Annotated in this window: 34 protein-coding genes; 5 read left to right on the top strand and 29 right to left on the bottom strand. The window is 46.2% G+C overall.

What is annotated here, in order from left to right:
• Positions 1-59: 59 nt before the first annotated feature.
• From nusB to aroQ, 6 genes are all read right to left on the bottom strand, one after another.
• Positions 60-485, bottom strand: coding sequence for a transcription antitermination factor NusB (nusB, locus tag N7U64_RS08890; protein ID WP_114596348.1), 426 nt, complete (start codon positions 483-485; stop codon positions 60-62).
• 119 nt (positions 486-604) lie between these two features.
• Complete coding sequence (gene accC / locus N7U64_RS08885; protein ID WP_214766098.1) at positions 605-1,957, bottom strand: acetyl-CoA carboxylase biotin carboxylase subunit; 1,353 nt, start codon at positions 1,955-1,957, stop codon at positions 605-607.
• A gap of 14 nt (positions 1,958-1,971) precedes the next feature.
• Positions 1,972-2,427, bottom strand: coding sequence for an acetyl-CoA carboxylase biotin carboxyl carrier protein (gene accB, locus N7U64_RS08880; protein WP_012369805.1), 456 nt, complete (start codon positions 2,425-2,427; stop codon positions 1,972-1,974).
• 179 nt (positions 2,428-2,606) lie between these two features.
• A complete protein-coding gene (efp, locus tag N7U64_RS08875) occupies positions 2,607-3,173 on the bottom strand; it encodes an elongation factor P (protein ID WP_012369804.1) in 567 nt (188 codons plus the stop codon).
• Positions 3,174-3,206: 33 nt separating this feature from the next.
• Positions 3,207-4,271, bottom strand: coding sequence for a M24 family metallopeptidase (locus N7U64_RS08870; RefSeq protein ID WP_012369803.1), 1,065 nt, complete (start codon positions 4,269-4,271; stop codon positions 3,207-3,209).
• An 18-nt stretch (positions 4,272-4,289) separates the two neighbouring features.
• On the bottom strand, positions 4,290-4,712 hold the full coding sequence (gene aroQ, locus N7U64_RS08865; RefSeq protein WP_012369802.1) for a type II 3-dehydroquinate dehydratase: 423 nt from the start codon (positions 4,710-4,712) through the stop codon (positions 4,290-4,292).
• A gap of 157 nt (positions 4,713-4,869) precedes the next feature.
• Between aroQ and N7U64_RS08860 the strand changes: the two genes are divergently transcribed.
• Both N7U64_RS08860 and N7U64_RS08855 read left to right on the top strand, forming a co-directional pair.
• Positions 4,870-5,802: a DUF1385 domain-containing protein gene (locus tag N7U64_RS08860; RefSeq protein WP_012369801.1), complete on the top strand. Its 933-nt coding sequence runs from the start codon at positions 4,870-4,872 to the stop codon at positions 5,800-5,802.
• Positions 5,803-5,822: 20 nt separating this feature from the next.
• The gene (locus N7U64_RS08855; protein WP_318929438.1) at positions 5,823-6,224 is read left to right on the top strand and encodes an SA1362 family protein; all 402 of its coding nucleotides are present in this window, start codon (positions 5,823-5,825) and stop codon (positions 6,222-6,224) included.
• 49 nt (positions 6,225-6,273) lie between these two features.
• Here N7U64_RS08855 and hpt read toward each other — a convergent pair whose 3' ends face one another.
• From hpt to N7U64_RS08840, 3 genes are all read right to left on the bottom strand, one after another.
• A complete protein-coding gene (gene hpt / locus N7U64_RS08850; protein ID WP_041261847.1) occupies positions 6,274-6,801 on the bottom strand; it encodes a hypoxanthine phosphoribosyltransferase in 528 nt (175 codons plus the stop codon).
• A 144-nt stretch (positions 6,802-6,945) separates the two neighbouring features.
• A complete protein-coding gene (gene mntR / locus N7U64_RS08845) occupies positions 6,946-7,368 on the bottom strand; it encodes a transcriptional regulator MntR (protein WP_012369798.1) in 423 nt (140 codons plus the stop codon).
• 24 nt (positions 7,369-7,392) lie between these two features.
• Positions 7,393-8,223: a biotin/lipoate A/B protein ligase family protein gene (locus N7U64_RS08840; protein ID WP_012369797.1), complete on the bottom strand. Its 831-nt coding sequence runs from the start codon at positions 8,221-8,223 to the stop codon at positions 7,393-7,395.
• Positions 8,224-8,362: 139 nt separating this feature from the next.
• On the opposite strand from N7U64_RS08840, the gene N7U64_RS08835 reads away from it, so the two are divergent.
• Positions 8,363-8,743, top strand: coding sequence for a rhodanese-like domain-containing protein (locus N7U64_RS08835; RefSeq protein WP_214766100.1), 381 nt, complete (start codon positions 8,363-8,365; stop codon positions 8,741-8,743).
• 61 nt (positions 8,744-8,804) lie between these two features.
• Here N7U64_RS08835 and gcvPB read toward each other — a convergent pair whose 3' ends face one another.
• From gcvPB to N7U64_RS08770, 13 genes are all read right to left on the bottom strand, one after another.
• Positions 8,805-10,283 (bottom strand): aminomethyl-transferring glycine dehydrogenase subunit GcvPB, encoded by a 1,479-nt coding sequence (gene gcvPB / locus N7U64_RS08830; protein ID WP_290830174.1) that lies wholly within the window; start codon positions 10,281-10,283, stop codon positions 8,805-8,807.
• Positions 10,276-11,622 (bottom strand): aminomethyl-transferring glycine dehydrogenase subunit GcvPA, encoded by a 1,347-nt coding sequence (gene gcvPA, locus N7U64_RS08825; protein ID WP_318929434.1) that lies wholly within the window; start codon positions 11,620-11,622, stop codon positions 10,276-10,278. The genes gcvPB and gcvPA overlap by 8 nt, the downstream gene beginning before the upstream one ends.
• A 14-nt stretch (positions 11,623-11,636) precedes the next feature.
• Positions 11,637-12,719, bottom strand: coding sequence for a glycine cleavage system aminomethyltransferase GcvT (gene gcvT / locus N7U64_RS08820; protein ID WP_318929431.1), 1,083 nt, complete (start codon positions 12,717-12,719; stop codon positions 11,637-11,639).
• 182 nt (positions 12,720-12,901) lie between these two features.
• On the bottom strand, positions 12,902-13,216 hold the full coding sequence (locus N7U64_RS08815; RefSeq protein ID WP_012369792.1) for a hypothetical protein: 315 nt from the start codon (positions 13,214-13,216) through the stop codon (positions 12,902-12,904).
• Positions 13,213-13,695 (bottom strand): shikimate kinase, encoded by a 483-nt coding sequence (locus tag N7U64_RS08810; protein ID WP_318929430.1) that lies wholly within the window; start codon positions 13,693-13,695, stop codon positions 13,213-13,215. Before N7U64_RS08810 ends, N7U64_RS08815 begins: the two co-directional genes overlap by 4 nt.
• Positions 13,688-13,915, bottom strand: a complete 228-nt coding sequence (locus tag N7U64_RS08805) for a hypothetical protein (RefSeq protein ID WP_318929428.1) — start codon at positions 13,913-13,915, stop codon at positions 13,688-13,690. Before N7U64_RS08805 ends, N7U64_RS08810 begins: the two co-directional genes overlap by 8 nt.
• A 41-nt stretch (positions 13,916-13,956) precedes the next feature.
• Positions 13,957-14,307 (bottom strand): hypothetical protein, encoded by a 351-nt coding sequence (locus tag N7U64_RS08800; RefSeq protein WP_261966366.1) that lies wholly within the window; start codon positions 14,305-14,307, stop codon positions 13,957-13,959.
• Positions 14,300-14,611, bottom strand: coding sequence for a type II secretion system protein J (locus N7U64_RS08795; protein WP_318929422.1), 312 nt, complete (start codon positions 14,609-14,611; stop codon positions 14,300-14,302). The genes N7U64_RS08800 and N7U64_RS08795 overlap by 8 nt, the downstream gene beginning before the upstream one ends.
• 5 nt (positions 14,612-14,616) lie before the next feature.
• Positions 14,617-15,084: a prepilin-type N-terminal cleavage/methylation domain-containing protein gene (locus tag N7U64_RS08790; protein WP_012369787.1), complete on the bottom strand. Its 468-nt coding sequence runs from the start codon at positions 15,082-15,084 to the stop codon at positions 14,617-14,619.
• Positions 15,047-15,364: a competence type IV pilus major pilin ComGC gene (locus N7U64_RS08785; RefSeq protein ID WP_012369786.1), complete on the bottom strand. Its 318-nt coding sequence runs from the start codon at positions 15,362-15,364 to the stop codon at positions 15,047-15,049. The genes N7U64_RS08790 and N7U64_RS08785 overlap by 38 nt, the downstream gene beginning before the upstream one ends.
• Positions 15,365-15,384: 20 nt before the next feature.
• A complete protein-coding gene (locus N7U64_RS08780) occupies positions 15,385-16,293 on the bottom strand; it encodes a type II secretion system F family protein (RefSeq protein ID WP_251135832.1) in 909 nt (302 codons plus the stop codon).
• A 47-nt stretch (positions 16,294-16,340) separates the two neighbouring features.
• Positions 16,341-17,183 carry an ATPase, T2SS/T4P/T4SS family gene (locus tag N7U64_RS08775; RefSeq protein WP_318929419.1) on the bottom strand — a complete coding sequence of 281 codons (843 nt, stop codon included), beginning with the start codon at positions 17,181-17,183 and terminating at the stop codon, positions 16,341-16,343.
• 59 nt (positions 17,184-17,242) lie between these two features.
• On the bottom strand, positions 17,243-17,629 hold the full coding sequence (locus N7U64_RS08770) for a Spx/MgsR family RNA polymerase-binding regulatory protein (RefSeq protein WP_012369783.1): 387 nt from the start codon (positions 17,627-17,629) through the stop codon (positions 17,243-17,245).
• A gap of 225 nt (positions 17,630-17,854) precedes the next feature.
• On the opposite strand from N7U64_RS08770, the gene N7U64_RS08765 reads away from it, so the two are divergent.
• The gene (locus N7U64_RS08765) at positions 17,855-18,118 is read left to right on the top strand and encodes a DUF2626 family protein (protein WP_012369782.1); all 264 of its coding nucleotides are present in this window, start codon (positions 17,855-17,857) and stop codon (positions 18,116-18,118) included.
• A gap of 48 nt (positions 18,119-18,166) precedes the next feature.
• Here N7U64_RS08765 and N7U64_RS08760 read toward each other — a convergent pair whose 3' ends face one another.
• Positions 18,167-18,784 (bottom strand): MBL fold metallo-hydrolase, encoded by a 618-nt coding sequence (locus N7U64_RS08760; protein WP_318929416.1) that lies wholly within the window; start codon positions 18,782-18,784, stop codon positions 18,167-18,169.
• Between the two features lie 165 nt (positions 18,785-18,949).
• Here N7U64_RS08760 and N7U64_RS08755 point away from each other — a divergent pair, with 165 nt between their 5' ends.
• Entirely contained in the window at positions 18,950-19,129 is a 180-nt protein-coding gene (locus tag N7U64_RS08755; protein WP_012369780.1) for a DUF2759 domain-containing protein, read from the top strand.
• A 127-nt stretch (positions 19,130-19,256) separates the two neighbouring features.
• On the opposite strand, the gene N7U64_RS08750 is transcribed toward N7U64_RS08755, so the two are convergent.
• The 6 genes from N7U64_RS08750 to N7U64_RS08725 all read right to left on the bottom strand — a co-directional run bounded on the left by N7U64_RS08750 (position 19,257) and on the right by N7U64_RS08725 (position 25,924).
• Positions 19,257-21,182 carry an LTA synthase family protein gene (locus N7U64_RS08750; RefSeq protein ID WP_318929414.1) on the bottom strand — a complete coding sequence of 642 codons (1,926 nt, stop codon included), beginning with the start codon at positions 21,180-21,182 and terminating at the stop codon, positions 19,257-19,259.
• Between the two features lie 220 nt (positions 21,183-21,402).
• Positions 21,403-22,359, bottom strand: a complete 957-nt coding sequence (locus N7U64_RS08745; protein WP_413230433.1) for an ROK family glucokinase — start codon at positions 22,357-22,359, stop codon at positions 21,403-21,405.
• A 77-nt stretch (positions 22,360-22,436) separates the two neighbouring features.
• Positions 22,437-22,634, bottom strand: a complete 198-nt coding sequence (locus N7U64_RS08740) for a YqgQ family protein (RefSeq protein WP_012369777.1) — start codon at positions 22,632-22,634, stop codon at positions 22,437-22,439.
• A complete protein-coding gene (locus tag N7U64_RS08735) occupies positions 22,618-23,655 on the bottom strand; it encodes a M42 family metallopeptidase (protein WP_318929411.1) in 1,038 nt (345 codons plus the stop codon). Before N7U64_RS08735 ends, N7U64_RS08740 begins: the two co-directional genes overlap by 17 nt.
• Before the next feature lie 180 nt (positions 23,656-23,835).
• Entirely contained in the window at positions 23,836-24,345 is a 510-nt protein-coding gene (locus N7U64_RS08730; protein ID WP_012369775.1) for a GNAT family N-acetyltransferase, read from the bottom strand.
• 625 nt (positions 24,346-24,970) lie between these two features.
• Positions 24,971-25,924 carry an L-lactate dehydrogenase gene (locus N7U64_RS08725; RefSeq protein WP_318929409.1) on the bottom strand — a complete coding sequence of 318 codons (954 nt, stop codon included), beginning with the start codon at positions 25,922-25,924 and terminating at the stop codon, positions 24,971-24,973.
• Between the last annotated feature and the right edge of the window lie 8 nt (positions 25,925-25,932).

Below are 25,932 nucleotides of genomic sequence, written 5' to 3'. Positions count from 1 at the left end.
CCACTCCCCCAAAAATATTCGCTTCACTCTTTGCCTGATCAAACTTCTCTGTTTTTAAGTTAGTTGCTTTGCGGGTTTTCTTTCAAACCGTTTTGTTCCACTTCTTGCGCTACTTTTCCGAGCACACCGTTGACGATTTTTGTTGCTTCTTCATCGGCAAAAGCTTTCGTTAATTCGATTGCTTCATTGATGGTTACCCGGACTGGAATCTTCGCTTCAAACAACAGTTCATACACCGCAAGACGAAGAATCGTCCGTTCGATGTTTCCGAGACGCTCAAATGACCAGTTCACGAGCGCAGCACGCAGCTTTTGATCAATTTCCGGTTTGTTTGCTTCGACTCCTTCAACCAATCGTGTCACAAACGTATCATATTCTTTACCTTCTACTGCGAATTCAATGGCTTCTTGTGCAGACAGATCCGAGAGTTCCATTTGGAACAAAGACTGTACTGCCAGTTCGCGTGCCATATGTCTTTTCATCATGATTTTACGTGCTCCTTTTTTTATCGTTCTCAATCAATTAGTTTAGCACATTCTTTTTTCAAAAAACATAGAGAACGGCAAAAAGACGGGAGTTAAATACAATCGACTCCCGTCCACGATTACTTCACGATTTCTGCTTTTAGTTCACGTTCTGTAAATTTCGTCGTAAACGTTCCACGACGGAATACGGGATGTGCCAACACTTGTTGATGGAAAGGTATCGTTGTTTTGACACCTTCAATCCAAAACTCGGACAATGCCCGTTCCATCTTCGCACAGGCTTCTTCACGCGTTTCGGCATGAACGATCAGCTTAGCGACCATCGAGTCATAGTACGGAGGAATCATATACCCCGGATATACGGCACTATCAATCCGGACGCCCATTCCACCCGGTGCGACATATTGTGTGACGCGTCCGGCATGCGGACGGAAGTCATGATCAGGATCTTCGGCATTGATCCGGCATTCAATCGAATGACCACGGAATTCAATATCCTGCTGTTGAACAGCTAACGGGTGATCGAGTGCCACCTGGAGCTGTGCCTGAACAAGATCAAATCCTGTAATCATTTCCGTCACCGGATGTTCAACCTGGATTCGCGTATTCATTTCCATGAAGAAAAATTCTTCCGTTTCTTCCACAAAGATGAATTCGATCGTCCCGGCACCGGTGTAGTCAATCGCCTTCGCCGCTTTGACTGCCGCTTCGCCCATCTTCAGACGGGTTGCAGGGCTGACAGCAGGTGATGGTGCTTCCTCAATCAGCTTTTGCATCCGGCGTTGGACGGTACAATCCCGCTCCCCGAGATGGATCACGTTTCCGTGACGATCGGCGAGTACTTGAACTTCGACATGACGAAATTCTTCGATGAAACGCTCGAGATACACTTCACTGTTTCCAAACGCCTGCTTTGCCTCACGGCGTGTTTCATCCAGGCCGGTTACAAGTTCTTCTTGTGAACGGGCGACACGGATGCCTCGTCCGCCTCCACCGGCAGTCGCTTTGATGATGACCGGATAGCCGATCTCATCCGCCAATTGTAAGGCTTCCTCGTCTGTGACCGTACCGGCAGAACCGGGTACGACAGGTACGCCGCAGGCAATCATCGTTTGTTTTGCGACATCCTTGATTCCCATCTGACGGATAGCAGCCGATGTCGGTCCGACGAATTTGATGCCACATGCTTCACACATCTCGGCAAAATCAACATTCTCAGCCAGGAAACCGTATCCCGGGTGAATCATCGTGACGTTCCGATTAGTCGCGACCGCCAGGATATTCGTGACATTCAAGTAAGAAGCAGTCGAACTGACATCTCCGATACAATATGCTTCATCTGCTAAACGGACGTGCAAGGCATCCCGGTCCGCTGTCGAATAAACGGCGACCGTTTGAATGCCAAGTTCTTTTGCAGCTCGAATGATCCGGACTGCAATCTCGCCCCGGTTCGCGATTAAAAGTTTTTCCATTGCCATCACCCCGCTCAAGGACGAATCCGGAAGAGAGGTTGTCCGAATTCAACAAGGTCTCCATCTGCGACGAGAATCTCGACGACTGTTCCGGCTACTTCCGAGTTCAGATTATTAAATAGTTTCATTGCTTCTAAGACACAGACGACTTGACCGACTTCGATCTTGTCGCCGACTTTGACGAACGAAGGTTTGTCCGGATTCGGACGCGAATAAAACGTCCCGACCATCAATGCATTGATCGTTACTGTGTCGGCTTCAACGCTCTGTTCTTCCGGAGCTGGTTCTGCTGTGACTGTCGCAGCTTGCGGCGCCGGCGTTGCCACGCGGGCCGGTGCTTCGTGTGAGACCACGATATTATCATTTTGTTTTTTTAATTTTAACTTATACGTATCGGTTTCAAGAGAAAGTTCATTGACACTCGATTGGTCCAACATTTCGAGTACTTGCTTTAACTGATCGATTTTCATTTTTCTTCATCCCCTATCTCAACATTCACCTTTATTATTATACTTTAATATTATACCAGGTGCTAATGCCTACTCAAATACTAATATTAACTGGTCATACCAAAGGACGCAAGTTAAGACAAAAGGAAAAAACGCCCATCCGTCCAAGTCGAGGAGGAATAGGCGTTTCGAAAACTTGATTATCCGTTGTAACGCCCTGTGAAATCACCAGTACGTGTATCAACTGTTACTTTTTCTCCTGCTTCGATGAAGAGTGGTACATGGATGATATGTCCCGTTTCAACCGTTGCATTTTTCTTAACGTTTGAAGCTGTATCGCCTTTGACGCCCGGCTCTGCTTCAACAATCGTCATAACGATCGTGTTCGGCAATTCGATTCCGAGAACTTCACCGTTGTAGATCGCGATTTGAACTTCCATGTTTTCTAGAAGGAATGGGAGTGCCGCTTCAACTTGAGCCGTTGTCAATTCAAGTTGTTCGTATGATTCTGTATCCATGAAGACATATGTTTCCCCCATCGGATAGAGATATTGCATTTTGTTGCGTTCGATGTGGGCACGCTCGACACGTTCACCACCACGGAATGTCATCTCTTGAATGTTTCCGTTACGGATGTTACGCATTTTCGTCCGGACGAATGCTGCCCCTTTACCCGGTTTAACGTGTTGGAATTCAAGAACCTGCCAAATCATTCCGTCTGATGTTTTAATTGTAAGTCCTGTTTTTAAATCGTTTACTGATACCATGAAAAGTTCCTCCTAAATGTTGATCTTGCCGTTTTACAGTGTGATAAGTTCTTTTGGTGAAGACGAAAGAATTTCACGCCCTGACTCGGTGATCAAGACGTCATCTTCAATCCGACATCCTCCGACTTGCGGTACGTAAATGCCCGGTTCAACCGTCACGATCATCCCAGGTTGCAGTTTCGTTTCAGAACGGAATGACAATCCTGGTCCTTCATGTACTTCCAACCCGATTCCATGCCCCGTCGAATGACCGAAATATTCCCCATATCCTGCATCCTTGATGATGTCACGCGTCAAAGCGTCTGCTTCAATTCCAGTGATTCCCGGACGTAACCCGTCAACGCCTGCGAGCTGCGCTTTGAGAACCGTATCGTAAATCGTTTGTAACTCCGGACTGATCGGTCCGACGGCCACAGTACGCGTGATATCCGAAACATATCCGTTCAACAATGCACCGAAATCAAGCGTCACAAGTTCACCTGACTGGATTACTTTCGAACTGGCGACACCGTGTGGCAACGCTGAACGATATCCAGACGCAACAATCGTATCGAATGACGACGACGTCGCACCGTGTTTACGCATGAAGAACTCGAGTTCGTTCGAGACTTCAAGCTCTGTCCGGCCAGCTTGAATATACGTCAAGATGTGGTGGAACGTCGCATCTGCTAAATCCACCGCTTCCTTAATCATCTTAATCTCTGACGAATCCTTAATCAAGCGTAGGTTTTCAACGATTCCAGTCGTCGGAACCAATTCCACGGAAGATGCTTGATCGAACGCTTCGAATGCGCCGAGTGTCATTGCATCTTTTTCAACGCCAACTGCACGCACACGGGCTCCAGCCATCAATTCGCCCATCGTTTCAGGGATCGACCGTTCAATTTGGACGATTTCCATTCCCTTCACTTGATCCGCCGCTTGTTCCGTGTAACGGAAATCCGTCACGAAATAAGCTTGTTCAGCCGTCACGAGACATGCACCGCTCGAACCGGTGAATCCAGAAATATATCGGATATTTTCTGCCTTCGTCACAAGAAGACCTGGTAAATCACGTTCTTTAAGAGCTGTTTGAAGTGCTTCAATACGATGTTTCATGTCTGTTTCCCCCTTTGATTATGTAGACGGTTGAATCAATGCTTCGATTGCGAGCAAGTAACCTGTCATCCCTAATCCGCTGATGACTCCTCGGCAAACCGGTGCAAGCATCGAATGATGCCGAAATGCTTCGCGTGCATGAACGTTTGATAAATGAACTTCAATCGTCGGTACATCGATTGCCGCGATCGCATCACGCAACGCAACACTCGTATGCGTGTAAGCCGCCGCATTGAAGACGATTCCGTCATATCCGCGCGCTCCGTGTAAATAGTCGATCAGTTCGCCTTCATGATTTGACTGGGCGAACTGAAAATCAACATCTTTAAAACGAGTCCTGACCAGACTTTCCAAATCCGATAATGTTTGCGTCCCATATGTATCCGGTTCCCGTGTCCCGAGCAAATTCAAGTTCGGTCCATTCAAGACTAAAATCTGCATTTCATCACCTCCAGATTGTCTCTATTATTGTATCATAAGTCGTTTTCCGCCTCCTAAATTTTCGACTGCTATTAACAGCTGAGCATAGTGTTTTTCTACTAAATCGAGTAAAATGACGGTACACGATATTTTATTTGAAGATGGGATGCGTTGCTCTATGAAAACTGCTCAAGCGCCCGTCGGTGGACAAGCCATCGTCGAAGGGGTCATGTTCCAAAATGCCACACATGCCGTCTCAGCCATTCGTCGAAATGACGATACGATTGAAACGTTCGAACAAAAAAAACCAATCCGGCCACGAATCGCCGTCGGTAAAAAAATCCCGTTGATCCGCGGATTGTTTGCCTTAGTCGAATCGTCCGCGAACGGGGCAAGTCATATGAACTTTGCCAGTGACCGGTACGGGGTCAATCCGGGGGAAGAAGAGCCGGAAGAGGCTTCCCAAGGTCAACTGACGAAATGGCTTGGTGTCGCTGTCCTCGGTGTACTGTCGTTCTTTTTCGGAAAGCTGATGTTTACACTGCTTCCGGCTTTTTTAGCTTCTCTGTTCAGTTACTTCCCGGCGCTGTCCGGTCATGTGATTCAAAATGTACTGGAAGCTGTAATCAAGTTGACGTTACTTTTCAGTTATCTTTATCTGATTTCCTTGACTCCGCTCGTCAAACGGCTGTTTCAATATCACGGTGCCGAACATAAAGTCATCAACTGTGTCGAAAGCGGAAGGCCATTGACGGTCGAAAACGTCCGGACCAGCAGTCGCCTGCATTACCGTTGCGGTTCAAGTTTCTTGATTTTCACCGTCATCGTCGGCTTTTTCGTTTATTTAATCGTCCCGACCGACCCGTTATGGTTACGTCTCGTTTGCCGGATTGCGTTACTTCCTGTCGTCATCGGTTTATCTTTCGAGGTTTTACAATTAACAAATAAAGCCCAAAATATTAAAGGTTTACGCGTCATCGCCTTGCCCGGCCTGTGGTTACAGTACTTGACGACAAAAGAACCGGATGATTCTCAGATCGAGGTTGCGATTTACGCGTTTGAAGCACTCGAAAAACAGGAACATAACCTACATGAGAATGCACTTGGTTAATTGATAACAGGGGTGATAATATGATTAGACAACGGATTGGTTCTACATTCGCACTTGTCGTGTTACTGTTTGCGTTCGTCGGCTTTGGATATAAGCTCGCCAATGATCCCGGTAGTCTGTTTTCACAATTACTGTTTTTTGCGATTACAGCTGGAATCATCTTCCTGCTGTTTAAATTTTTAACACGCAACAGCGTCAACAGCAACACAAATTCTCAATATCGAAAATCTGTTGCGCAGTCTAAAAAAATGTACGCTAAAAACAACCCTTCACCCCGCCGGACCGATTTTAAGAAGAAGCCGGTTAAAACAACGAAAACGGCTGCTTCTAGTAAAGTCCGCCCCCTTCGCGACCGATCAAAAGCACCACATTTGACTGTCATCGAAGGAAAAAAAGGCAAAAAGAAAAAACGTGCTTTTTAAACAAATCAACAGTAGCTGTGCGCCTTCGAGGCACACAGCTACTGTTTTTTTAATCCGTTTCAACCCAACCCACATATGGCAGATTCCGATACTCCTCGGCACAATCAATACCATAACCAACCACAAAATAATCGGGAATCTCAAATCCGACATAATCGGCATCGAGCGGTACTTCCCGTCGTGCCGGCTTGTCGAGTAACGTACAAATTTTCAAGACACCTGGTTTATGCAGCTTCATGTGTTCACACAAGAAACTTAAGGTATGCCCGGTATCGATGATATCCTCGATGACGACGACGTATTTCCCTTCGACATCAAGATCCAAGTCCTTTTTCAACTGGACGCGTCCTGACGAGACGGTTTTGGCCCCGTACGATGAACAGGCAACCGTATCGATTTGGACACTACCTTTGATTTCACGCATTAAATCAGCAGCAAATACCATCGATCCTTTTAACACGACGACTAAAACAATTTGCCGTCCTGCCGCATCACGTTCAATTGCAACGGCAAGTTCTTTTACTTTGGCGGCAAGTTCTGACTCTGATACCAACTTTTCCTTAATCACGATTTCCATAACCGGATGGATCCCCATCCGTCACCCCCTTCGATGATTTCACGGTCAGTATAGCATATCCGATGCCGATTAACCGTACTATAACGATTTTTTATTATATATCGTTCGTCTTTTAAGAATTTTCATACAAAAAAACAAGTACACTTATTCTTCCGGGTGTACTTGCTGGTGTTTTTGAAATTCTTCTTGTAATTCAGGACGTTCGGCAAAAAATTGAATCATCCCGTTGATCTTATCGAGCGCTTCAATACTGATGTGATGTTCGATCCCTTCCACGTCTTTGTAGATCAATGATTCATCTACTCCGACCAGGCGCAGAAAATCTTCCAACAACGCATGCCGTTCGACAAGACGTTTTCCGATTTTCCGTCCTTTTGCCGTCAGCATCAATCCGCGGTACTTTTCGTAGACCAGATACTCTTCCCGGTCTAACTTCTGGACCATCTTCGTGACAGACGACGGATGAACGCCTAACAGCTCTGCAATATCGGACACACGGGCATATCCTTTTTCTTCAATCAACATATAAATCTGTTCTAAATAATCTTCCATACTCGGAGTCGGCACGACATCACCTTCCAATCCATCTCTTTAGCGCTTCCAGTTCCATTCTTCACTACGATACTTCTCTGCTAACCGTTCAATTTCCTGCCATTGGGTGCTGTTGAACTCCAGCGGTCTGAAGGTCAGTTGAAGTGCGTCTTCAAATCCTTTTACAAAGGCAAGGCGGACTTCTTCGAATGAAACGGAGCGTCCCGCCAACTCATTTAAGGCAACCGCTTTTCCGGCAAATCGCGCTTTCATTCGTTCACGCATCGTCTCATCTTCGTAAAGAAAGCAATCAAACAATTCCCCTTCATCCACTGACAGCGGAACGGAACCATGTTGCAAGACGACCCCTTGATGCCGGACTTGTGCACTTCCGGCCACTTTTCGTTTCCCGACCGCAAGTTCGTAATACGATGCCGCATCAAAACAGACGGCAGACTTCGGTTTTCGTAATTCTTCTTTTTCTTCCTCTGTCATCGGAACCGAAAATTCAACGGGAATGCCTAAATGATGGTACCCTTTACGGATTCCTTCTGTCAGCATCCGGTAACTTTCAATGACGGTTTTCGGGACCCCTTCCATCTGTTCGGGAAGAATCACACTGTACGTCAATTCATCCGCATGCAGGACGGCCCGGCCGCCGGTCATCCGGCGAACGATCGGAATCCCCAGCGCCTCGATCCGGTTTCGGTCAATATCTTTGGTCGCCCGTTGAAAATGACCGACACTTAACCCTCTTGGTTCCCATGAATAAAAACGAAGTGTCGGTGCCACTTCGCCGCGACCGACAAAACCGATTAAAGCTTCATCAATTGCCATGTTTAATGCCGGTTCCATTCTTTCAGTCGTCAATACTTGCCACTCTCTGATCAAGTGAACACCCCCAGAAACGTTTCCGTATTAGTGTATCAGACCCTTTCTATCCTGCGCAACGACGAGTCGATTGCCGAAATCGATTTCGTTTACTATAATGGTAAAGATGTTATATGAACGAAGGGGTTGGAACTTAGATATGGAAATCAGTACAATCATCACGATCGTATTATGGGTGGCTTTGATCGCTTATATCGTATGGCGCTTCATGCCGGTCAAAGGAATTACAAAACTTTCACAAGAAGAATTCCGGGCAAATTACCGGAAAGCACAAATCGTGGATGTCCGCGAGACACAGGAATTCAAAGGCGGACATATCATCGGAGCCCGTAACATCCCGGTCAGTCAGATGAAAATGCGCGCTAAAGAATTACGCAAGGACATGCCGATTTATTTGTACTGCCAAGGCAACATGCGTTCGTCGCAAGCGGCCAAAGTCCTGAAAAAAGCAGGTTATACAAATCTGTATCAACTTAAAGGCGGCTTCAAGCAGTGGACTGGAAAAGTCAAACGCAGCTGATTCCTCTTATTTCATAACAAAAACCATCCCCGTCAACTGAGACGCGGGATGGTTTTTTGGTTTAAACGTGTACTTCTTGTTTCGGCTGATAACGTAAAATCGGCTTGCGGGCCGCTAATGTCTCATCCATTCGTTTAACGACCGTCGTATGCGGTGCGTTCAAGACGACGTCCGGTGTTTCTTCCACTTCTTTTGCGATCTGGAGCATCGCATCACAGAAGGCATCAAGCGTCTCTTTCGATTCGGTTTCTGTCGGTTCGATCATGATACACTCTTCGACGTTCAACGGGAAGTAAATCGTCGGTGGATGATATCCGAAGTCAAGCAGACGTTTTGCGATATCGAGTGTCCGTACCCCAAGTGCTTTTTGACGACGGCCCGACAGGACAAATTCGTGTTTGCAATAGACGTCATAAGGGGCATCATATGCGCCTTTCAGACGTGCCAACATATAATTGGCATTCAAGACGGCTTCTTTTGAAACGCGGGCAAGTCCTGCGCCTCCCATTGTCCGGATATAACTGTAGGCCCGAACGTTGATACCGAAGTTTCCGTAGAACGGTTTGACACGTCCGATTGATTCCGGACGGTCGTAATCGAGTACAAAACCTTCTGCTGTCTTGGCAACAATCGGTTTTGGCAGATACGGAATCAAATCTTTTTTGACACCGACCGGACCTGAACCCGGACCGCCGCCGCCGTGAGGACCCGTAAACGTCTTATGGAGATTCAAGTGGACGACATCAAAGCCCATGTCTCCCGGACGTGCAATTCCCATGATTGCATTTGAATTCGCGCCGTCATAGTACAGTTTTCCTCCGGCTTCATGGACCGCTTTCGCAATCTCAACGATATCCGACTCAAACAGACCGAGCGTATTCGGGTTCGTCAGCATCAATGCGGCCGTATCTTCCCCGACTTTACTCTTTAGGTCAGCTAGGTCAACTAATCCGCGCTCGTCAGATAAGACGGTCACCGTATCAAAACCAGCGACAGAAGCCGATGCCGGATTTGTTCCGTGGGCGGAGTCCGGGACGAGAACTTTCGTCCGTTTAAAGTCACCCCGGGCATGGTGATAAGCTTTGATCAACATTAATCCCGTCCACTCACCATGCGCTCCCGCTGCCGGTTGCAACGTCACTTCGTCCATACCGGTAATGACCGCAAGTTTTTCTTGTAAATCGTACATCAGTCCGAGAGCCCCTTGAACGCTCTCAACCGGTTGCAACGGGTGGATATGGGCGAATCCAGGGAGACGTGCCATATCTTCATTGATTTTCGGATTGTATTTCATCGTACATGAACCAAGCGGATAGAAACCGGAATCGACCCCGTGATTTCGGTTCGAAAGCGCTGTATAGTGACGGACAAGATCGAGTTCGGACACTTCCGGCAACTCGACGTCTTCCTGGCGCAGCAAATGGGCAGGCAGTAATTCTTCCGCCGCTACTTCATCAACCGTCGGAAGCGGTAAACTGTAGGCGACACGACCGGCTTTTGAGATTTCAAAAATCAATGTCTGTTCACTAGTTTTATGCATGAGTCAGTCCTCCTAACGCAGTCACGAATTGATCCAATTCTTCTTTTGTCCGTAGTTCAGTCGCACAAACGAGCATTTGGTTGCTCCGGCTTTCGTCGAACGTACCAAGCGGCAGTCCACCGATGATCCCGGCTTTTAATAACTGTTTGCTTGCTTGTGTCGCATCGATCGGTAATTCAACGACAAATTCATTGAAGCTCGGACCGTCGTCCACGATGTGGAAGCCTGCTTGAATCAATGATTTTTTCAAGGCGTAGGCCGTCTGGAGGTTGCGGGTTGCCAGTTCACGGATTCCGCGTTTTCCCAGTGCACTCATTGCAATTGATGCAGCCAAAGCGTTTAAGGCCTGGTTCGAACAGATATTCGAAGTCGCTTTATCACGACGTATGTGTTGCTCACGTGCTTGTAACGTCAGGACGAACCCGCGTTTTCCGTCCTCATCGACTGTCTGACCGACAAGACGTCCCGGAATTTTTCGCATCAAGGCTTTTGTCGTCGTGAAGTATCCACACGTCGGTCCACCGAAGCTCTGCGGAATGCCGAACGGTTGGCAGTCCCCGATCGTAATGTCGGCGCCGAGTTTACCAGGTGCCTCTAACAAACCGAGCGCAAGTGGATTGGCCGAGACAATAAATAGACCGCCTTTCGCATGTGTCGCGTCCGCCAGTGCCTGTAAGTCTTCGACACGTCCATAGAAGTTCGGATACTGTACGATGACGCAGGCGACATCATCCAGTGCATCCAGGTTCGCAATCGCCGTTTCCCCATTCACGAGCGGTAGTGTCTCGACTTCAAGTCCAGGACCGTTTGCATATGTCCGTACGACATCGTGTGCTTCCGGATGGACACCATCCGAGAGAACGATTGTTTTTTTCTTCTTGTGGGCACAGGCAAGCATCGCCGCTTCAGCCAGTGCGGTGATCCCGTCGTACATGGAAGAGTTCGCGACATCCATTCCTGTCAGTTCACAAATCATCGTTTGGTACTCGAAGATTGCTTGCAGCTCCCCTTGCGAAATCTCAGGCTGATACGGGGTGTACGCCGTGTAGAACTCAGACCGGAGTAACATGTGGTTGACAACAGCCGGTGCATAGTGGTCATAAATGCCGGCACCGAGGAACGACGGGTACTGTTTCGTATTCATGTTTTGATCGGCAAGTTTCGAGAGCGTTCGAATCAAGTCAGTTTCCGGTAACGGAATGCCCACTTCTTCCAACGTCCCTTGGTCGCGTACACTTGCCGGAATATCGGCAAGCAGGTCTTCAATCGAGTCTGCACCAATCGTCTGTAACATTTCTTTTTCATCTTCTTGCGTCATCGGTAAATAACGAAAATCCATCTTTTATGTCCCCCTTATTTGCTCCGGCGATAGAATGGCGTATCAATTCGTTTTGCTGCCAGTTTTTTTCCGCGTACTTCGATTTCAAATATTTCCTCGGTCGCATATTCCGTCGGCACAAGTGCTAACGCAATGGCTTTACCGATTGTCGGCGGTAATGTACCCGTCGTAACGAATCCGACTGTTTCCCCATTTACCAAAACAGGAGCATCTTGACGAGCGATCCCTTTATCCGTCAGTTCAAGGCCGATTAATTGACGACGCGGTCCTTCTTCTTTCTGTTTCAACAAGGCTTCCGATCCGACAAACGACTTCACTTGCGGTTTAACGGCAAATCCCATTCCTGCTTCAATCGGTGAAATCGTCGCCGATAACTCGTGTCCGTATAACGGCAGGCAGGCTTCAAATCGTAACGTATCCCGGGCACCCAGCCCGCATGGTACGACATCCGCTTCCAATAACGCATTCCAGACCGCTGGTGCGTCTGCTGACGGCATATACAATTCGAAGCCGTCTTCCCCTGTATAACCGCTGCGTGATACAAGCATCTCGACTCCAGCCAATTTTCCTTGCGCAAAGCGGAAAAATTTGATGTCTTCCAGCTTGAGTGCCGTCAGTTCCTGCAACACTTCAACAACTTTTGGGCCTTGAACGGCAATTTGACCGTAGGCATCCGATTGATTTTTAAGCAACACGTCCCCCATCAGATACTGACGTAAGTGTGCTTCATCTTTCTCGATGTTGGATGCATTGACGACGAGCAGGTAATCCTGTTCGTCCAAACGATATACCAACAAATCGTCTACTGTCCCGCCGTCTTCCTGACATAAGACGTTGTATTGAGCCTGTCCGATCGCAATCTTCGAGATATCATTCGACAGCGTCTGTTGCAAAAACGCTAACGCATCTGATCCGGAAACAAATAACTCGCCCATATGGGATACATCAAACATCCCGACACGTTCCCGCACCGCTGTATGCTCTTCCTTGATGGATGAAAACAGAACTGGCATTTCAAACCCTGCAAAATCGACCATTTTCCCCGTTGGTGCAATGATGTCGAACAATGGCGTTCTCTTCAATGTCGTCTGACTCATACTTTTCCCCCTAATTACGAACATTTTTAGTTCCTTTTCTCTTTATCGTTCAACTTTCAATTACATTCTACCAATTTCGAATCTATTATTCTAGGTTTATTCGGAAATTGAACAAAAGGAAAGAGAGAAAGGACAAAGTCCCTTCTCTCCTATTGTTTCATATTCAGCCGATGAAAGCCATTTCAAAATGGTTTGAGTCCGGCAGTATGTTCAACTTCTGTTTTAAGGCGTTGCCCTTCAGCAATGAGTTGACGTCCTCCTTGCTCGACCCGCTTCCCTTCCGCGACCAAATGATCGATGTTTCCTTTAATTTGATCGATCCGGCTTGTCGTATGATCAATGCCCGTCTGCAACGTTTGTTGACGAATTGAAAAACGTTCCAGCAGTTGTTTGAGCACTGCCACATCTTTTGAAATTTTTTTCTTGTATAAACTTAACCCGAAAATCACCAGACCGATGATGGCTAAGACGATAATTCCAAGATTGATCCAAATCATACGTTCTCCTCCAGTATCGTTTCAATTTCTTTTGCCAGTTCGCGGACGGTTTTTGTTCCGTCCAAGCGGATATTGGCCAACCGTGCGTAAACGGGACGCCGTCTCCGAAATAACTTTTCGACTGTCATCCGTGATTTGACAAGTGGACGGGATGGGTCTGTCCTGATCCGATTCCAGACCAAATGGAACGGCGTATCAATCCAGATGATGAGTCCCGATTCTTGCATGAGCGTCCGATTTTCCAAACGCTCGATAATTCCGCCTCCCGTGATGACAATCTCTGCTTCGCTGTTTCGTAACAATTCGACTTCCCGATCCCGAAATCCTGTTTCGCCGTATTTTGCGAAGAAATCCGTAATCGAACCGTGTTCCTTGACGAAGCGTTCATCCAGTTCCTCGACATCGTAACGTGTCTGAAGATGACGTCCAATCGCTGTTTTACCAGTTCCCATAAAACCAATCAAATAAACCTTATCCATTCGAAACGACCGCCTCGATTCTCTGTCCGTTATCTAGTATCGCTTCCATTTTAAAGCCTTTATCCGTCCGTGTACAGATAACCCGGCCAATCGGATACCGAACGGTTTCATCTTGACGGCAGTCGTCCGTCGCGGCCCGTACCAGCGACTCGAGTTGTAACGCCTCTTTCTCCAGTTGAATCTGCTTGACCGCTTCATCCATCTGATGGCAGCCTAACATGATGGCCACACCTATCCCGAGCAGGAGTAACAAGGTTTGAATCAGGATGAACCCGTGTTCTTGCACTGAACGGTTCGTTGACGCTGATTGAGCTCGAAAATCAGCGTCCGTCCTTCCTGCCGGACCTGATAATGCGTTACATCGTGGGCATAAGTCAGTTCGCCTCCAAATTCTTTTTTTAATCGGATTTGATTTTGGACACGGACGAGCCGCCACTTGATCGGCTCCTCTTCCGGATCGACGTCCACGCCGTGAACCTCATCCCCCTGCTTCTCACAAGAAGTACTTCGCCACATCAGCCGTTCAATCGTATGAAAAAATAACTCTTCATCCATCCGCTGTTCCTGATGTGCGGTACTGACGATTTGTGTCATAGCAATCAGACTAATCAATAAGAGCGGGCTCAGCCAAAGGACCAACGAAATTTCGAGGAGTGTCGTTCCGGATTGAGCTCGCCAAACAGAGCCCCTCACTACACCACATCCCTTCCCGGATATCGTATCCCGTTCTTTTTTCTGCGATTTGATTGGATGCCATTTGATCGAGCCGCCGCGTTTCGACCAGCAATTGATTTTTCTGCTTTTGAACAGACAACACAGGATCGATTGCGAGTATCAGGAAAAACGCGATGGCAACCATTGACAAGACGACTTCAAGGAGTGTGAATCCCTGTTGCTGAACACTTATATTTTTCACGGTTTTCACCTCAATTTTTGAATCAGCATCTGATAGTTGCCGAGTAAAAATTTGATTTCAAATGCTTGTGTCGTCGATTGACAGACCCAGGTCGAGGCATACGTCGAATGATAACTTTTAAAATAAATGATCCGTCCGTTTGAAGGTACGACACAGGAATGCCCCGGTTGAAACGTCCGTTGCCATAACAGCCGGTCATTCGCCATGACCAAATAACCTTTTCCGTCATTTTTCCAACGAAGCTGCATCTGATTCTGGTCACTCGTTTTAGAATACTGAATCAGTCGAAGTGTTTGGATATCCTGCTCGAGTATTCCAATGTCCTGTTCCAACGTATACAAGGCCGGCCGCCGCTCAATGACGGTCGGCAACAGTAACACTAACAGGCATCCGATCATTACTAGGACAACCGTCATCTCAATTAATGTAAATCCGTCATTTGACTTTCGTAAGTTCCCCAGTCTTCGCATCATACGTATAGGTCTCCTGATCGCAAGCAAGCTCGTTCGGTTTTTCCGCCGTTCCTCGATTGATGGTTTGCAGTGATTCCGGATATTTTTTCTCCTTGGCATAGTAAAGATTTACTTCGGAACGGATGACACGGATGTTTGCTTCGCAACTGACTCCTTTCGCCTGATCTTTCCCGCTCGTCATCGTCGGAATCAATACGAGTAAAAGCAAAGAAATGATCAGCAGGACAGCTGCCATTTCGAGCAATGTAAACCCTCGTTGATTTTGAATAAACCGTTTCATTTAATCGACTCCTCGTCTCTTTAAAATGGAAGTTGCTGAATCGCGAGTTGGATCGGATAATACAGAATCAAGAATAGTGTGCCTGTCATCACGGTTAATCCTCCGTACAATGCCGGTTCAATCAGCAACAGTTTCTTTTCGACTTCTTCCTCAATCGATTCATGTAACAATGCTGCCTGTTCCAGTAATAAAGGGCCTAAATCACCACTTTCCCGTGCAATATGAACCAATCCGACGGTTTCAACATCAATGATGTTTTCATCCTGCATCGCTTCCGATAATGGTTGACCGCTTTTTTGACGGTGATGCAACATCTGGTACATCTGTTTCTTTTTACCGGTTTGCCCTTGTTCCAAGGCATGAAAAGCTTCTTCCAATGAAAATCCGGCATCGATGAAGGAGCCGACCTCGATTGTAAACAGATAGCTGTAATACAAACGAAGCATTTTTTGAATCATCTTCATCCGCAACAGTCGTTTTATCGGGATACGGCGGATCAGAAGAATCAGTCCGACCATCGTTGTCAGCGGAGCAAATGCCATGACGTATTTGGCGGAAGGATGAATGAGGGGACGGACGAACGGAGGTAAGGTAGCCGGATTCGACATCTCGAGCAGGGAAGGAAATACGTAGAGGGCATAAAACATGAATAGCAACAGCAGACTGACAGCCAAGACAATCGGATAACGGGCCATCTTCCAAAACTTCTTTTTCATCTGACTTTCAAGCTCAAGTAATCGGATGACTTGTCGTAAAATCATCAGCGGACGTTCCGTTTGATCTCCTACTCTAAGTAATTGTTGTAACGCGGTCGGCAGGTTTAACGGTTCGAGGGCAAACGAAAGCCGGTTGCCCTGTTGTAATCGTTCTTGAATCTCACGAATGACCGGAATAAGCAAAGGGTCTTCAAAACGAATCAGTATATCCAATGCCTCTTTTGTTGAGATTCCTTTTGACAAGAGGCGATGGAATCGATTTAAGAACCGACCTTTGCTAGCGCTTGTAAGTTTTCGACGGTACAGCGCACGTTCCCCTCCTCCCGATATAGATGAATGATTTTTTTGCATACTGATAATTCTTCTTTCGTTATACCTAATGTCCTTAATCGCAGCATCGCCTCCGCAATCGATCCTGCATGTAATGTAAACAACACGACATGACCGCTCAGTGCCGCATTGATGGTCAATCGTGCCGCTTCCGCCGTTCTCACCTCACCAAAAGCAATCCAGTCCGGATCAGCCCGGAGAATTTCTTCAAAGCACCGGGTTGCATCAAAACCAGCCTTCGCGTTTAACTCCAGCTGTAAAATTCCCGGTACGCTGCATTCGATCGGATCTTCGACCGAAATAATCCGTTTCCCTTCCATCGAGGCCATCAACGAGTAAAGCATCGTCGTTTTACCCGCTCCTGTCGTGCCCGAAATGATAATGCATCCATGTGTTTGTTGTTTCATCCAGATTAAATCGTCTTCAGGATCAAGCAAACCGGCCGCAACTTTGTCAGACACGACCGCCCGGTAAAATCGCCAGGACATGGCATCCCCATATCGACTCGGTAAGATGGAAACACGCATCCCGTTCTCTTCCAGAGGATAGAGACCGCTTTGAGGAATTCGTTCATTCTGTTCCTTCAGGTTGGCTTCATAGCGAATGTGACTGACGATCGACCGGTACTGTTCAATCGGTATCGAGGATTGTTCGTTTAACCCGCCATTCGCCCGACAGATGACTTGGGCCGTCTGGTCACCCGGAATAAAATGCACATCGGTCGCTCCAACCGCTTCAAATTGATGAATCAATTGACTGATCTGTTCTCTCAACCCAACACCTCCTTAGTCAAAAAATACAAAAAAAAAGAAGCCGAAACAAATCGGCTTCTTTAAGATACTTGGGCGATAATTCGGTTTTTACGTTTCGCAAGTGTCTCGAGTCCTGGTTTATCATATCCGATTACAAGCTGTTTGCCGTCAGTAATGATTGGACGGCGTAACAATTTTGGATTGTCACTCATTAAACGAAGCAATTCGCTTAATTTCATGTCATCGACATCAATTCCCAAATCTTTAAACGCTTGGCTGCGTGTTGCCAGTAAACTTTCGATTCCATCTGTTGAAAGTTTAAGCAATTCCATTAATTCATCTACTGTTGGAGCATTTCTGAACAGATGACGTTCCTCTACATCAACATGTTCCTCTTTTAACCATGATTTCGTTTTACGACAAGATGTACAGCTTGGATACGTGAAAAATATCAACTCATTCGCCATTATTGCTCCTCCTCTCAAAATCTACGCTTCTCATTACAGAAACTATACCATGCCTTTTTCCTTTTGTACACCTTTTGTACAACTATTGTACAAGTTTTTTTCAAACTTCATCTTTTGTTCACAGTTATTCCTTAACAAACACTAGAACATGATGGACGGATGATTGTTTGCTTGGTAAAATAAGTACGTATATTGACTATCTGTCGGATTTAGGGGGTTATATGAATGGGGAGAATGTACCGCGTACTCGGATTTTGGACTGGCATCATTGCAGTCATGGCATTTATCGGCGCTCTAGGTGGAGATGCTAGCTCAAGTGAACATACGGATTCATTTTTAGTTATGGGCTTCGTCTTCTTGGCACAAACAGTATTTTTTGCAGCATTAGGCTATCTTCGCCTGACTGAAAAAACGTATGTCTACATTTTTGCAGCGTACTTAACAGTATTCTTTATCGTCTTCACGTATTGGTCCAACTTCCAAATGTGAACAAAAATCCCTCGCCTTCGAATGAAGACGAGGGATTTTTTTATTTCTTCAGAAAAAAGGATTGTGCTTGATTTCCTGACGTAACGTCGTTTCCGGTCCATGTCCCGGATAGAATGTCGTATCGTGCGGTATTTCTGCAATGACACGATCGATGGACCGCATCAGTACATCTTGTTCGCCGCCCTCCAGGTCCGTTCGACCGACACTTCGTTTAAAAATCAGATCCCCTGCAAAGGCAACCTGCTCTTTTTTAAAATAAAACGTCACACTCCCCGGTGAGTGTCCCGGTGTTTCCAAAACATGAAACTGGAACGGACCAATTTCCAAAGAACCGCTTGCCAACAATTGTTCCGCCGGCTTCACCTTTAATGGCGGCATGTTGAACTTAATCGATCCGTTCAGATTCGGATTCGACAACCATTTCATTTCATTTGGATGAATGTATGCAGGAGCCGACGTAAAACGCCGCAACATATCGACACCGCCAATATGATCGAAGTGGGCATGTGTTAAAAGAATGGCTTCGACCTTAGCACCGCGTTTTTCAATTTCATCAAAAAAACGCATATCTTCCGTTCCCGGATCAATCACTAAACATTTTCCTTCTTTAAAAAGAAGATAGCCGTTTTCCGAAGCCATACCTGAAGTAATACTTACGATTTCCATCTCATCAAACTCCTTTGTTGATATTCTTCTCTACTATACACGAAATTGTCGAAAGTTCGTCGTCCCCCCTCTCGACTTTATTCGCTCAGTCGGCTAAACTAAAAAGTGAGATTTAAGTGAAATCTTCGTGAACTTCATAACGTGATTTTTAAGGGGGAGTACGTCATGCATTTGGATCAACCAATCGGTTGGCTTTTCTTTATCGTTGCACTCGTCGGCGTGTGGGCCGTCTTGCGTTCACTTAAGAAACGTCAAATGTTTCCACTCGTATTTGCTGGACTGACTGTTATCTTATTCGGTTGGTTTGGTATTGCGACATTGATTTTCGGCGGAATTCCGTCATAATCATGTTTTACACAAAAAAGGTCAGCATTCCAAATCGGAGTGCTGACCTTTTTCGTAGTCCTGACAGTATGGAAGTAATACCTCAAAAAAAGACGGAAACGATTACACATCGTTCCCGTCTTTTGAATTATTTAGAAGTTTGAAGGAAGCGCAACAGATCACCATAGATGACTTTGTCCGATAAACCTAGTTCTTTCTCAGACTGTTTGACGGACTCTTTACAGATAGCGCCGTCTTTCTCGTCTGTGACTTCTTCACCGGTCTTACGGTCATAACATGTCTCTTGTGTGTAAACTGTCTTATCTGTTACGACAGAACCGTCCCGGAACAACGCATAATCTTTATGTTCTTTCGAGAACAGATCCGTTCCGAACAATACTTCATCTTTGAAATCGTAACCGAGCAGATTTAACAACGTCGGCTTGATGTCAATTTGACTTGCGACATCATCGTGTTTAACACCTTTGTCTTGTCCAGGTAAGTGGATCAAGAACGGTACACGTTGCAATTGAGCAACATCATACGGTGTTAACTCGTCTTTTTTCAACAATTCTGCCATCGCAGCATTGTGATTCGTCGAGATTCCGTAATGATCGCCGTATACCATGAAAATCGTATCATCCCAAGTGCCGTCTTTCTTTAATCCTTCGATGAACTTACCGAGTGCCATGTCTTGGTAAGCGAGTGCTTGAACATAATGATTCAATGTCGTCGAACTCGTTTCAAGCGGCGGTACGAGCTCATCTTCCGGTTTCGGCATTTCAAACGGATAATGGTTCGTCAAAGTGATGAACTTCGAGTAGAACGGGCGCGGAAGATCTTTCAGCATCGGTAACGATTGCTCAAAGAACTTATCGTCCAATAATCCCCACTCTGTTAAATCTTCCGGATTACCTAAATCGTAATCGGTTTCCGAGAAGAAACGGTCCACTCCGAAACTGTTGTAAACGATATCCCGGTTCCAGAATGATTTGTTGTTGGCATGGAAAACAGCTGAATAATAGCCGTCTTCTTTTAACATCTCAGGTGTAGCGCGGAATTCATTTTCTCCATTTGTGAAGAATGCGGATCCACGACCGAGTGGATAAATCGAGTTTTCCAAGATAAACTCGGCATCCGATGTTTTCCCTTGTCCGGTATTGTGATAGAAATTATCCCAATAGTGTGAGTCTTTGATCAGTTTATTGAGGTTTGGTGTGATTTCCTGCCCATTCGGTGCTTTTAAGCCGACAGCAAACGATTGAGCTGACTCAAATGAAACCACGATGACATTTTTCCCTTTGTACTTCCCAAACATCGCCGGATTCGGTTCAGCGTACTTCGAATCTACGAATCCTTGAACTTCAGAGAGTTCCGAGCTGTCCGCCAATGCTTTTTGTGCTGACGTTTTCGATTGAATCAGCGCATCGTACATATGGAAGTTAAACGTCCCGATATTTTTAACGAGAAGCTCGCGGTCAAACGCACGTGTCAATAGTTCCGGGCGTTCTGTTTCTGCAAGTGCCAAGTTCCCAAGGAAAACGGCTGTTGCTGCGACGAAAGCGAGAATCGCACGTCCGCGTGATGCAATATTTTTCGACATGTCCATTTTTCGAAGGAAGAATGGAAGAATCAACAAGTCACCGACAATCAGCAAATCTGCCCATGACAATAATGAAGTGAGTGAAGCGGATACTGTCTCCGCGTTCGATGTCTGGAACAGAACCGGCAACGTCAGGTAATCATTGAAGAAACGGAAGAAAATGATATCCGCATACAGAACAAGTGTCGCAACGACAAGCGTTCCGTAAATGAACCATTTTTGAACATTCCCACGGAAGAAGAAACTGAATCCAAACATAAACAGTGCCGAACTGATTGGATTGATCAGTAAGATGAATGCCTGAGCCGAATTGGTGACCGGCACATTAAAAAAGAGCGTATACGCCAAATATGTTTTTAACCAAATCAGAAGTGTCGCAATCCAAAAGAGCTTGTGCTCCTTATACGTGCTGCGCACACCTTGACCCACCTTTAGCCGCATACGCGACCAGATGCTTGAGTCTTGCTGCATAAAAACCTGCCTCCTAATATACGTGTGTCCTTTTTGATTGAACTTTTGCACGTCTTACATGTCTTATCTATTTATACCCGTATCACGTGAAAATTTTACGCTTACTTTTACAAAAATGCAACCGGAATCCGGTCGATACTTTACAATCACATACTTTTATTACGTTTGTAAATAAAAAAAAGATTCGAAATATCGAATCTTTTTCTAAAACATTTACTTATTATTTTTTCAAAAACATTTGTTTCGCCAACCAAGCACAGCCGATGACACCGGCGTCATTACCTAGTTCAGCGATTTTGAAGGTCGTTGATCCGAAGACCCGCGGCAAAGCAAATCGCTTAAACGTCTCTTGTAATGGAGTCATCAGCGCCTCGCCTGCTTTTGAAACGCCGCCGCCGATGACGATAATTTCAGGATTAAAGCTGTTGGCTAAATTCGAAATGGCCAGTCCCAGATGGAACGTCACTTCTTCCACGACCTCGGTCGCTACCTTGTCCCCTTGCGAGTACGCTTCAAACACATCTTTTGCCGTAACCGCTTTGATGTCGTTCAAAGTAGTGACCTGTCCTTTTCGTTTTTCAAGACCAAGCCGGGCAACACCTGTTGCGGAAGCAATCGTTTCCAAACACCCTTTACGACCGCAACCACACATGACACCACCTTCCGGCAGCATCGTGATATGACCGATTTCACCGGCCATACCGACTGTGCCGTGAACGATTTGACCGTTCGTGATCAGTCCGCCTCCGACACCGGTTCCGAGTGTAACGGCAAGCAGTTCTGTCGCTCCGCTTCCGGCTCCTTTCCACATCTCACCGATTGCTGCTGCGTTCGCGTCATTCTCGATCACTGCCGGTAATCCGGTTAAACGCTCGAATTCTCCGACGAGTTCGAAATTGTTCCAACCGATATTGACCGCTTTTTCGACAACACCCGTGTTAAAGTCGATGAATCCCGGTGCCCCGATTCCGGCTCCAACAAAATCTTCAACGCGTTTATTGCTTTGCTGGCATTTTTCAAAGAAAGAATGGGCGATGTCTCCCGGAATTTGTTCCCCATCATTTAAGATAACCGTTTCGATTTCCCATTTTTCCACGATAATTCCTTGTAAGTCTAAAATCGCCATCTTGACCGTCGTTCCGCCGATATCTACACCCAGTAACCACTTCATCGTCATAACTCCCTTATGATAAAAGATTCTTCCCTTTTATTTTAGCTGATTCATTCACCTGTGCAAAGGGTTGCACAATATTTTCATGATTTTCTCGATTGTTGCAACTCGTATGCCAAAATCACTTTTGCAGAATCATATTGTTTTTTCTCCAGTACACCCGCCTGCTCCAGCTCATCGAGTTCCAGCATCATCATCGCAATGTCCGATTCCCGGTCACCGAGATAAACGATTGTCCCGTATGATTTGAGCAATTGCTGGACGTCATAAAGTGTTTTCATCGTTCATCGGCTCCTTTACAAATGCGTCCAGTAAATCGTAGGTCGCTTGAAGTGACGTTTCATGTGTCCGCTCATAAGAATGACTCGATTCAATCCCAGGACCGAGTAAACCGTGTCGGACATCATGTCCGGCATGAACCGCTGCTGAAGCATCCGAGCTGTAATACGGATAGATATCTACTTTGTACGGAATCGAATGCTGTTGCGCTAAACGTGTGAATTGGTGACGTAAGGCAAGATCGTACGGACCTGAACCATCTTTTGCACAAATCGAAACCGTGTACTCATCCGAATGTTGTCCTTCTCCGAGTGCTCCCATATCGACTGCGATATATTCGGCGACATCTTCAGAAAAACCGGCATTACCTCCAAATCCAACTTCTTCATAGTTCGAAATCAGAATATGGACAGGATGTGGCAGCGTCAGGGTTTTCCATTTTTTGACGAGCTCCAGTAATAAAGCGACGGACGCTTTGTCATCAAGATGACGTGATTTGACGAATCCTGTCTCCGTATGGACGAATCGCGGATCGAACGTCACGATATCCCCTACTTCAACTCCGGAAACCCGCGTTTCTTCTGCCGTCGTCGAACGGATGTCAAGACGGACCTCGATATTCGTCGCGCTCCGCTCTTCCGTATTTGTCACACGTGATGTATGGACGCTTGAATGATGGAACACGATCGTTCCGGAAACCGTCTGTCCGTCCATCTTGTGAACTAAACAGTTTTCCCCCTCGATTGCCGTCCACGCATAGCCGCCAAGCTGCGAAAGACTGAGACGGCCGGTCGGCAAGACTTCTTTGACCATCGCTCCCAGCGTATCGACATGCGCTGTCAACAGACGGATTCGCGGTGACTCGCCCGGCAACATCGCAAGTAATGCCCCTTTTTCTAATTTTTTATATGAAATCCCTTCTTCTTTGAACCGGTTTTCTACATATGTAAGTGCGTGAGCGGTGAATCCGGTCGGACTAGGAATCTCCACTAAATCACGAATCGTCTGAACAACTGCCTGCATCTGTTCCACTCCTTTTTTTAATGTTTTTTTCCTCTATAATGATACCAAAAGATGGAACAGGCGGATACTGATTCACCGCTTCTGCCGTCTGCCCTTTCAATAAAAAAAGTCGTAGATTCAATGTAAATTGACTCTACGACTTTTCATACGTCTATGCATAGACTCTAATCCGTCCGGCCATCAGACGTATTTCTTCATCCAAATATCATCCCGGTACGTCCCATCTTCCAATTTAACGGAGTCCGGATCTTCCGCGTATACTTCGAATCCAAGTGACTCATACAGACTTTGCGCTGCCTCGTTACCGGAAAGTACTGCCAGAATGACTTGTTCGACATCAGGAAGTTGTTTTGCTTCTTCAATCAAAGCTTCCATCAAAGCACGACCCGTTCCGCCACGATAATCCGGTGAAACATATACGCCGGAAATCATCGCTTTATGCGACTCCCGTGATAATTCGAACGATTTGACCTGTCCGAACCCGAATAATTTTTCACCGTCAAATATTCCGAGCCATATTTCATCAGAATCCGGACCGCCTTCGAGTCCTTCTTGAACATCCTGAATCGGTGTTTGTTGTTCATCATCAAACGAATGACCAAACGCATCTGGATGATTTTTTAATCCTTCCAGTCGAAGACTCCAATACTGTTCTGCATCTTCTTTCGTTAACTTCCGAAATGTATACATGACTGTCTTTCTCCCCTTTATCAGAATTAGTCGAGAATACTCTCACCTCTAAGTGTCTCGGGCGAAGCCCAGCGTAGGTGGGAGATGAATCGCCTTCGGGCAAGGCGTGTCTTACGACACGTCAATTGCCCGACACGTTCTCGGTTTGAAAACACTTAAAACCAGGAATAAATAATATGTCGTGTTCTTTGAAAACTGAAGGTATAAGGTTGTGACAGGAAGTTCGCCTGTCACGTAAAATCTTCAACGTTCACCTTGCGGATGACTGAAGTAGCGAAAACCAAGCAGAGTAGGCGTCCGCACAAAAGAAACTGGCAAGATTAAGATCCAACCGTCGGGATGACGGGGTTAGCCTGATAAATTTCCGACCTATAGGTTGGATAACTCAGGAATCCTTCACCTCTTAGCATAGCGTAGTTGGAGATAGTTCAAGCGTTTTTACTATTGAATGCGATGCCATCAAAAACTCTTCTATCCTTTACATAACCTTTTTCTAGTAAAATAAAACCTAGTTTAATCGAGATTCTTCCATACAAAAAGATCAGTCCTTTTTGTATGGCTAAAATGGACTGATCTTTTCATTTCAGGCAGATCGAAAGCAACGGATGGAGCATTTGCCTTCCACTCAGCGAAGGACAGGTTCCATCGTTTGCCGTAACACTTCTGCTGAGTGATGGAATTTTTTCAATTCTTCTTCCGTTAAAGAAACTTCAATGATTTCCCGGACCCCTTGCCGGTTGATGATTGCCGGGACGCCGATATGAATCCCGGAAATTTCATACTGACCGTCGACGTGCGCACCGACCGTCAAAAGACAGTTCTCATTTCCAAGAATCGCCCGGACGATTCGAACGAGTCCAAGTCCGATTGCATAATACGTCGCACCTTTTCGTTCGATGATATGATAGGCTGCATCGCGGACATTGATATAAATCTGATCAAGATCCGCTTGCGAGTATCGGTCATCTTCCGCTAACAATTCATCAATCGTTTTACCATAGATCCGGGAATTGCTCCAGGCTGCAAATTCGGTGTCCCCGTGCTCACCGAGAATATACGCATGGGCATTACGGGAATCGATGTGGAAGTATTCACCGAGCATTTGGCGTAAACGTGCCGTATCCAGAACCGTTCCTGAGCCAAAGACACGGGATTTCGGAAGACCGGAATATTTCCAAGCTAAGTGGGCCATGATGTCAACCGGATTAGAGGCAACGACGATGATGCCATCAAAACCGGACTCCATGATTTGACGCACCATTTCTTTCATGATTAACGCATTTTTAGCAACAAGATCGAGTCGGGTTTCACCCGGTTTTTGTGGCGCGCCTGCTGTGATGACGATCACTTCCGCTTCTTTGCAGTCTGAATAATCCCCTGCCCAGATCCGCATCGGAGAAGAGCTGAATGGTGTTCCGTGATTTAAATCCATCGCTTCGCCTTCTGCTTTGGCTTTATTTACGTCGATGATAACCAATTCTTCACACAATCCTGCCGTTGACATCTGATAAGCAAAGCTTGAACCGACAGCCCCCGCCCCAATTAACGCTACACGTGTCACTTTCGCATGTAATTCCATCCTTTATA

It is taken from the genome of Exiguobacterium sp. K1, from assembly GCF_033721435.1.
In the GTDB taxonomy this organism is placed as follows: Bacteria; Bacillota; Bacilli; order Exiguobacteriales; family Exiguobacteriaceae; genus Exiguobacterium_A; species Exiguobacterium_A artemiae.
Note: the sequence above shows the minus strand (reverse complement) of the source record. Positions and strands in the feature narration are given on the sequence as shown.

Bases quoted from the DNA above. Each gene is read 5' to 3' on its own strand.
- accB (WP_012369805.1), bottom strand. From the start codon at position 2,427: ATGAAAATCGATCAGTTAAAGCAAGTACTCGAAATGTTGGACCAATCG.
- N7U64_RS08735 (WP_318929411.1), bottom strand. From the start codon at position 23,655: ATGCAGGCAGTTGTTCAGACGATTCGTGATTTAGTGGAGATTCCTAGT.
- N7U64_RS08750 (WP_318929414.1), bottom strand. From the start codon at position 21,182: ATGCAGCAAGACTCAAGCATCTGGTCGCGTATGCGGCTAAAGGTGGGT.
- gcvT (WP_318929431.1), bottom strand. From the start codon at position 12,719: ATGAGTCAGACGACATTGAAGAGAACGCCATTGTTCGACATCATTGCA.
- gcvPB (WP_290830174.1), bottom strand. From the start codon at position 10,283: ATGCATAAAACTAGTGAACAGACATTGATTTTTGAAATCTCAAAAGCC.
- N7U64_RS08785 (WP_012369786.1), bottom strand. From the start codon at position 15,364: ATGAAACGGTTTATTCAAAATCAACGAGGGTTTACATTGCTCGAAATG.
- aroQ (WP_012369802.1), bottom strand. From the start codon at position 4,712: ATGCAGATTTTAGTCTTGAATGGACCGAACTTGAATTTGCTCGGGACA.
- N7U64_RS08730 (WP_012369775.1), bottom strand. From the start codon at position 24,345: ATGTATACATTTCGGAAGTTAACGAAAGAAGATGCAGAACAGTATTGG.
- N7U64_RS08745 (WP_413230433.1), bottom strand. From the start codon at position 22,359: ATGACGATGAAGTGGTTACTGGGTGTAGATATCGGCGGAACGACGGTC.
- efp (WP_012369804.1), bottom strand. From the start codon at position 3,173: ATGGTATCAGTAAACGATTTAAAAACAGGACTTACAATTAAAACATCA.
- N7U64_RS08790 (WP_012369787.1), bottom strand. From the start codon at position 15,084: ATGATGCGAAGACTGGGGAACTTACGAAAGTCAAATGACGGATTTACA.
- N7U64_RS08770 (WP_012369783.1), bottom strand. From the start codon at position 17,629: ATGGCGAATGAGTTGATATTTTTCACGTATCCAAGCTGTACATCTTGT.
- N7U64_RS08835 (WP_214766100.1), top strand. From the start codon at position 8,363: ATGGAAATCAGTACAATCATCACGATCGTATTATGGGTGGCTTTGATC.
- N7U64_RS08815 (WP_012369792.1), bottom strand. From the start codon at position 13,216: ATGATTTGGATCAATCTTGGAATTATCGTCTTAGCCATCATCGGTCTG.
- N7U64_RS08755 (WP_012369780.1), top strand. From the start codon at position 18,950: ATGCATTTGGATCAACCAATCGGTTGGCTTTTCTTTATCGTTGCACTC.
- N7U64_RS08855 (WP_318929438.1), top strand. From the start codon at position 5,823: ATGATTAGACAACGGATTGGTTCTACATTCGCACTTGTCGTGTTACTG.
- N7U64_RS08805 (WP_318929428.1), bottom strand. From the start codon at position 13,915: ATGTTAGGCTGCCATCAGATGGATGAAGCGGTCAAGCAGATTCAACTG.
- nusB (WP_114596348.1), bottom strand. From the start codon at position 485: ATGATGAAAAGACATATGGCACGCGAACTGGCAGTACAGTCTTTGTTC.
- hpt (WP_041261847.1), bottom strand. From the start codon at position 6,801: ATGGAAATCGTGATTAAGGAAAAGTTGGTATCAGAGTCAGAACTTGCC.
- gcvPA (WP_318929434.1), bottom strand. From the start codon at position 11,622: ATGGATTTTCGTTATTTACCGATGACGCAAGAAGATGAAAAAGAAATG.
- N7U64_RS08860 (WP_012369801.1), top strand. From the start codon at position 4,870: ATGAAAACTGCTCAAGCGCCCGTCGGTGGACAAGCCATCGTCGAAGGG.
- N7U64_RS08760 (WP_318929416.1), bottom strand. From the start codon at position 18,784: ATGGAAATCGTAAGTATTACTTCAGGTATGGCTTCGGAAAACGGCTAT.
- N7U64_RS08765 (WP_012369782.1), top strand. From the start codon at position 17,855: ATGGGGAGAATGTACCGCGTACTCGGATTTTGGACTGGCATCATTGCA.
- N7U64_RS08810 (WP_318929430.1), bottom strand. From the start codon at position 13,695: ATGGATAAGGTTTATTTGATTGGTTTTATGGGAACTGGTAAAACAGCG.
- N7U64_RS08870 (WP_012369803.1), bottom strand. From the start codon at position 4,271: ATGAAACATCGTATTGAAGCACTTCAAACAGCTCTTAAAGAACGTGAT.
- N7U64_RS08740 (WP_012369777.1), bottom strand. From the start codon at position 22,634: ATGAAAACACTTTATGACGTCCAGCAATTGCTCAAATCATACGGGACA.
- accC (WP_214766098.1), bottom strand. From the start codon at position 1,957: ATGGAAAAACTTTTAATCGCGAACCGGGGCGAGATTGCAGTCCGGATC.
- N7U64_RS08725 (WP_318929409.1), bottom strand. From the start codon at position 25,924: ATGGAATTACATGCGAAAGTGACACGTGTAGCGTTAATTGGGGCGGGG.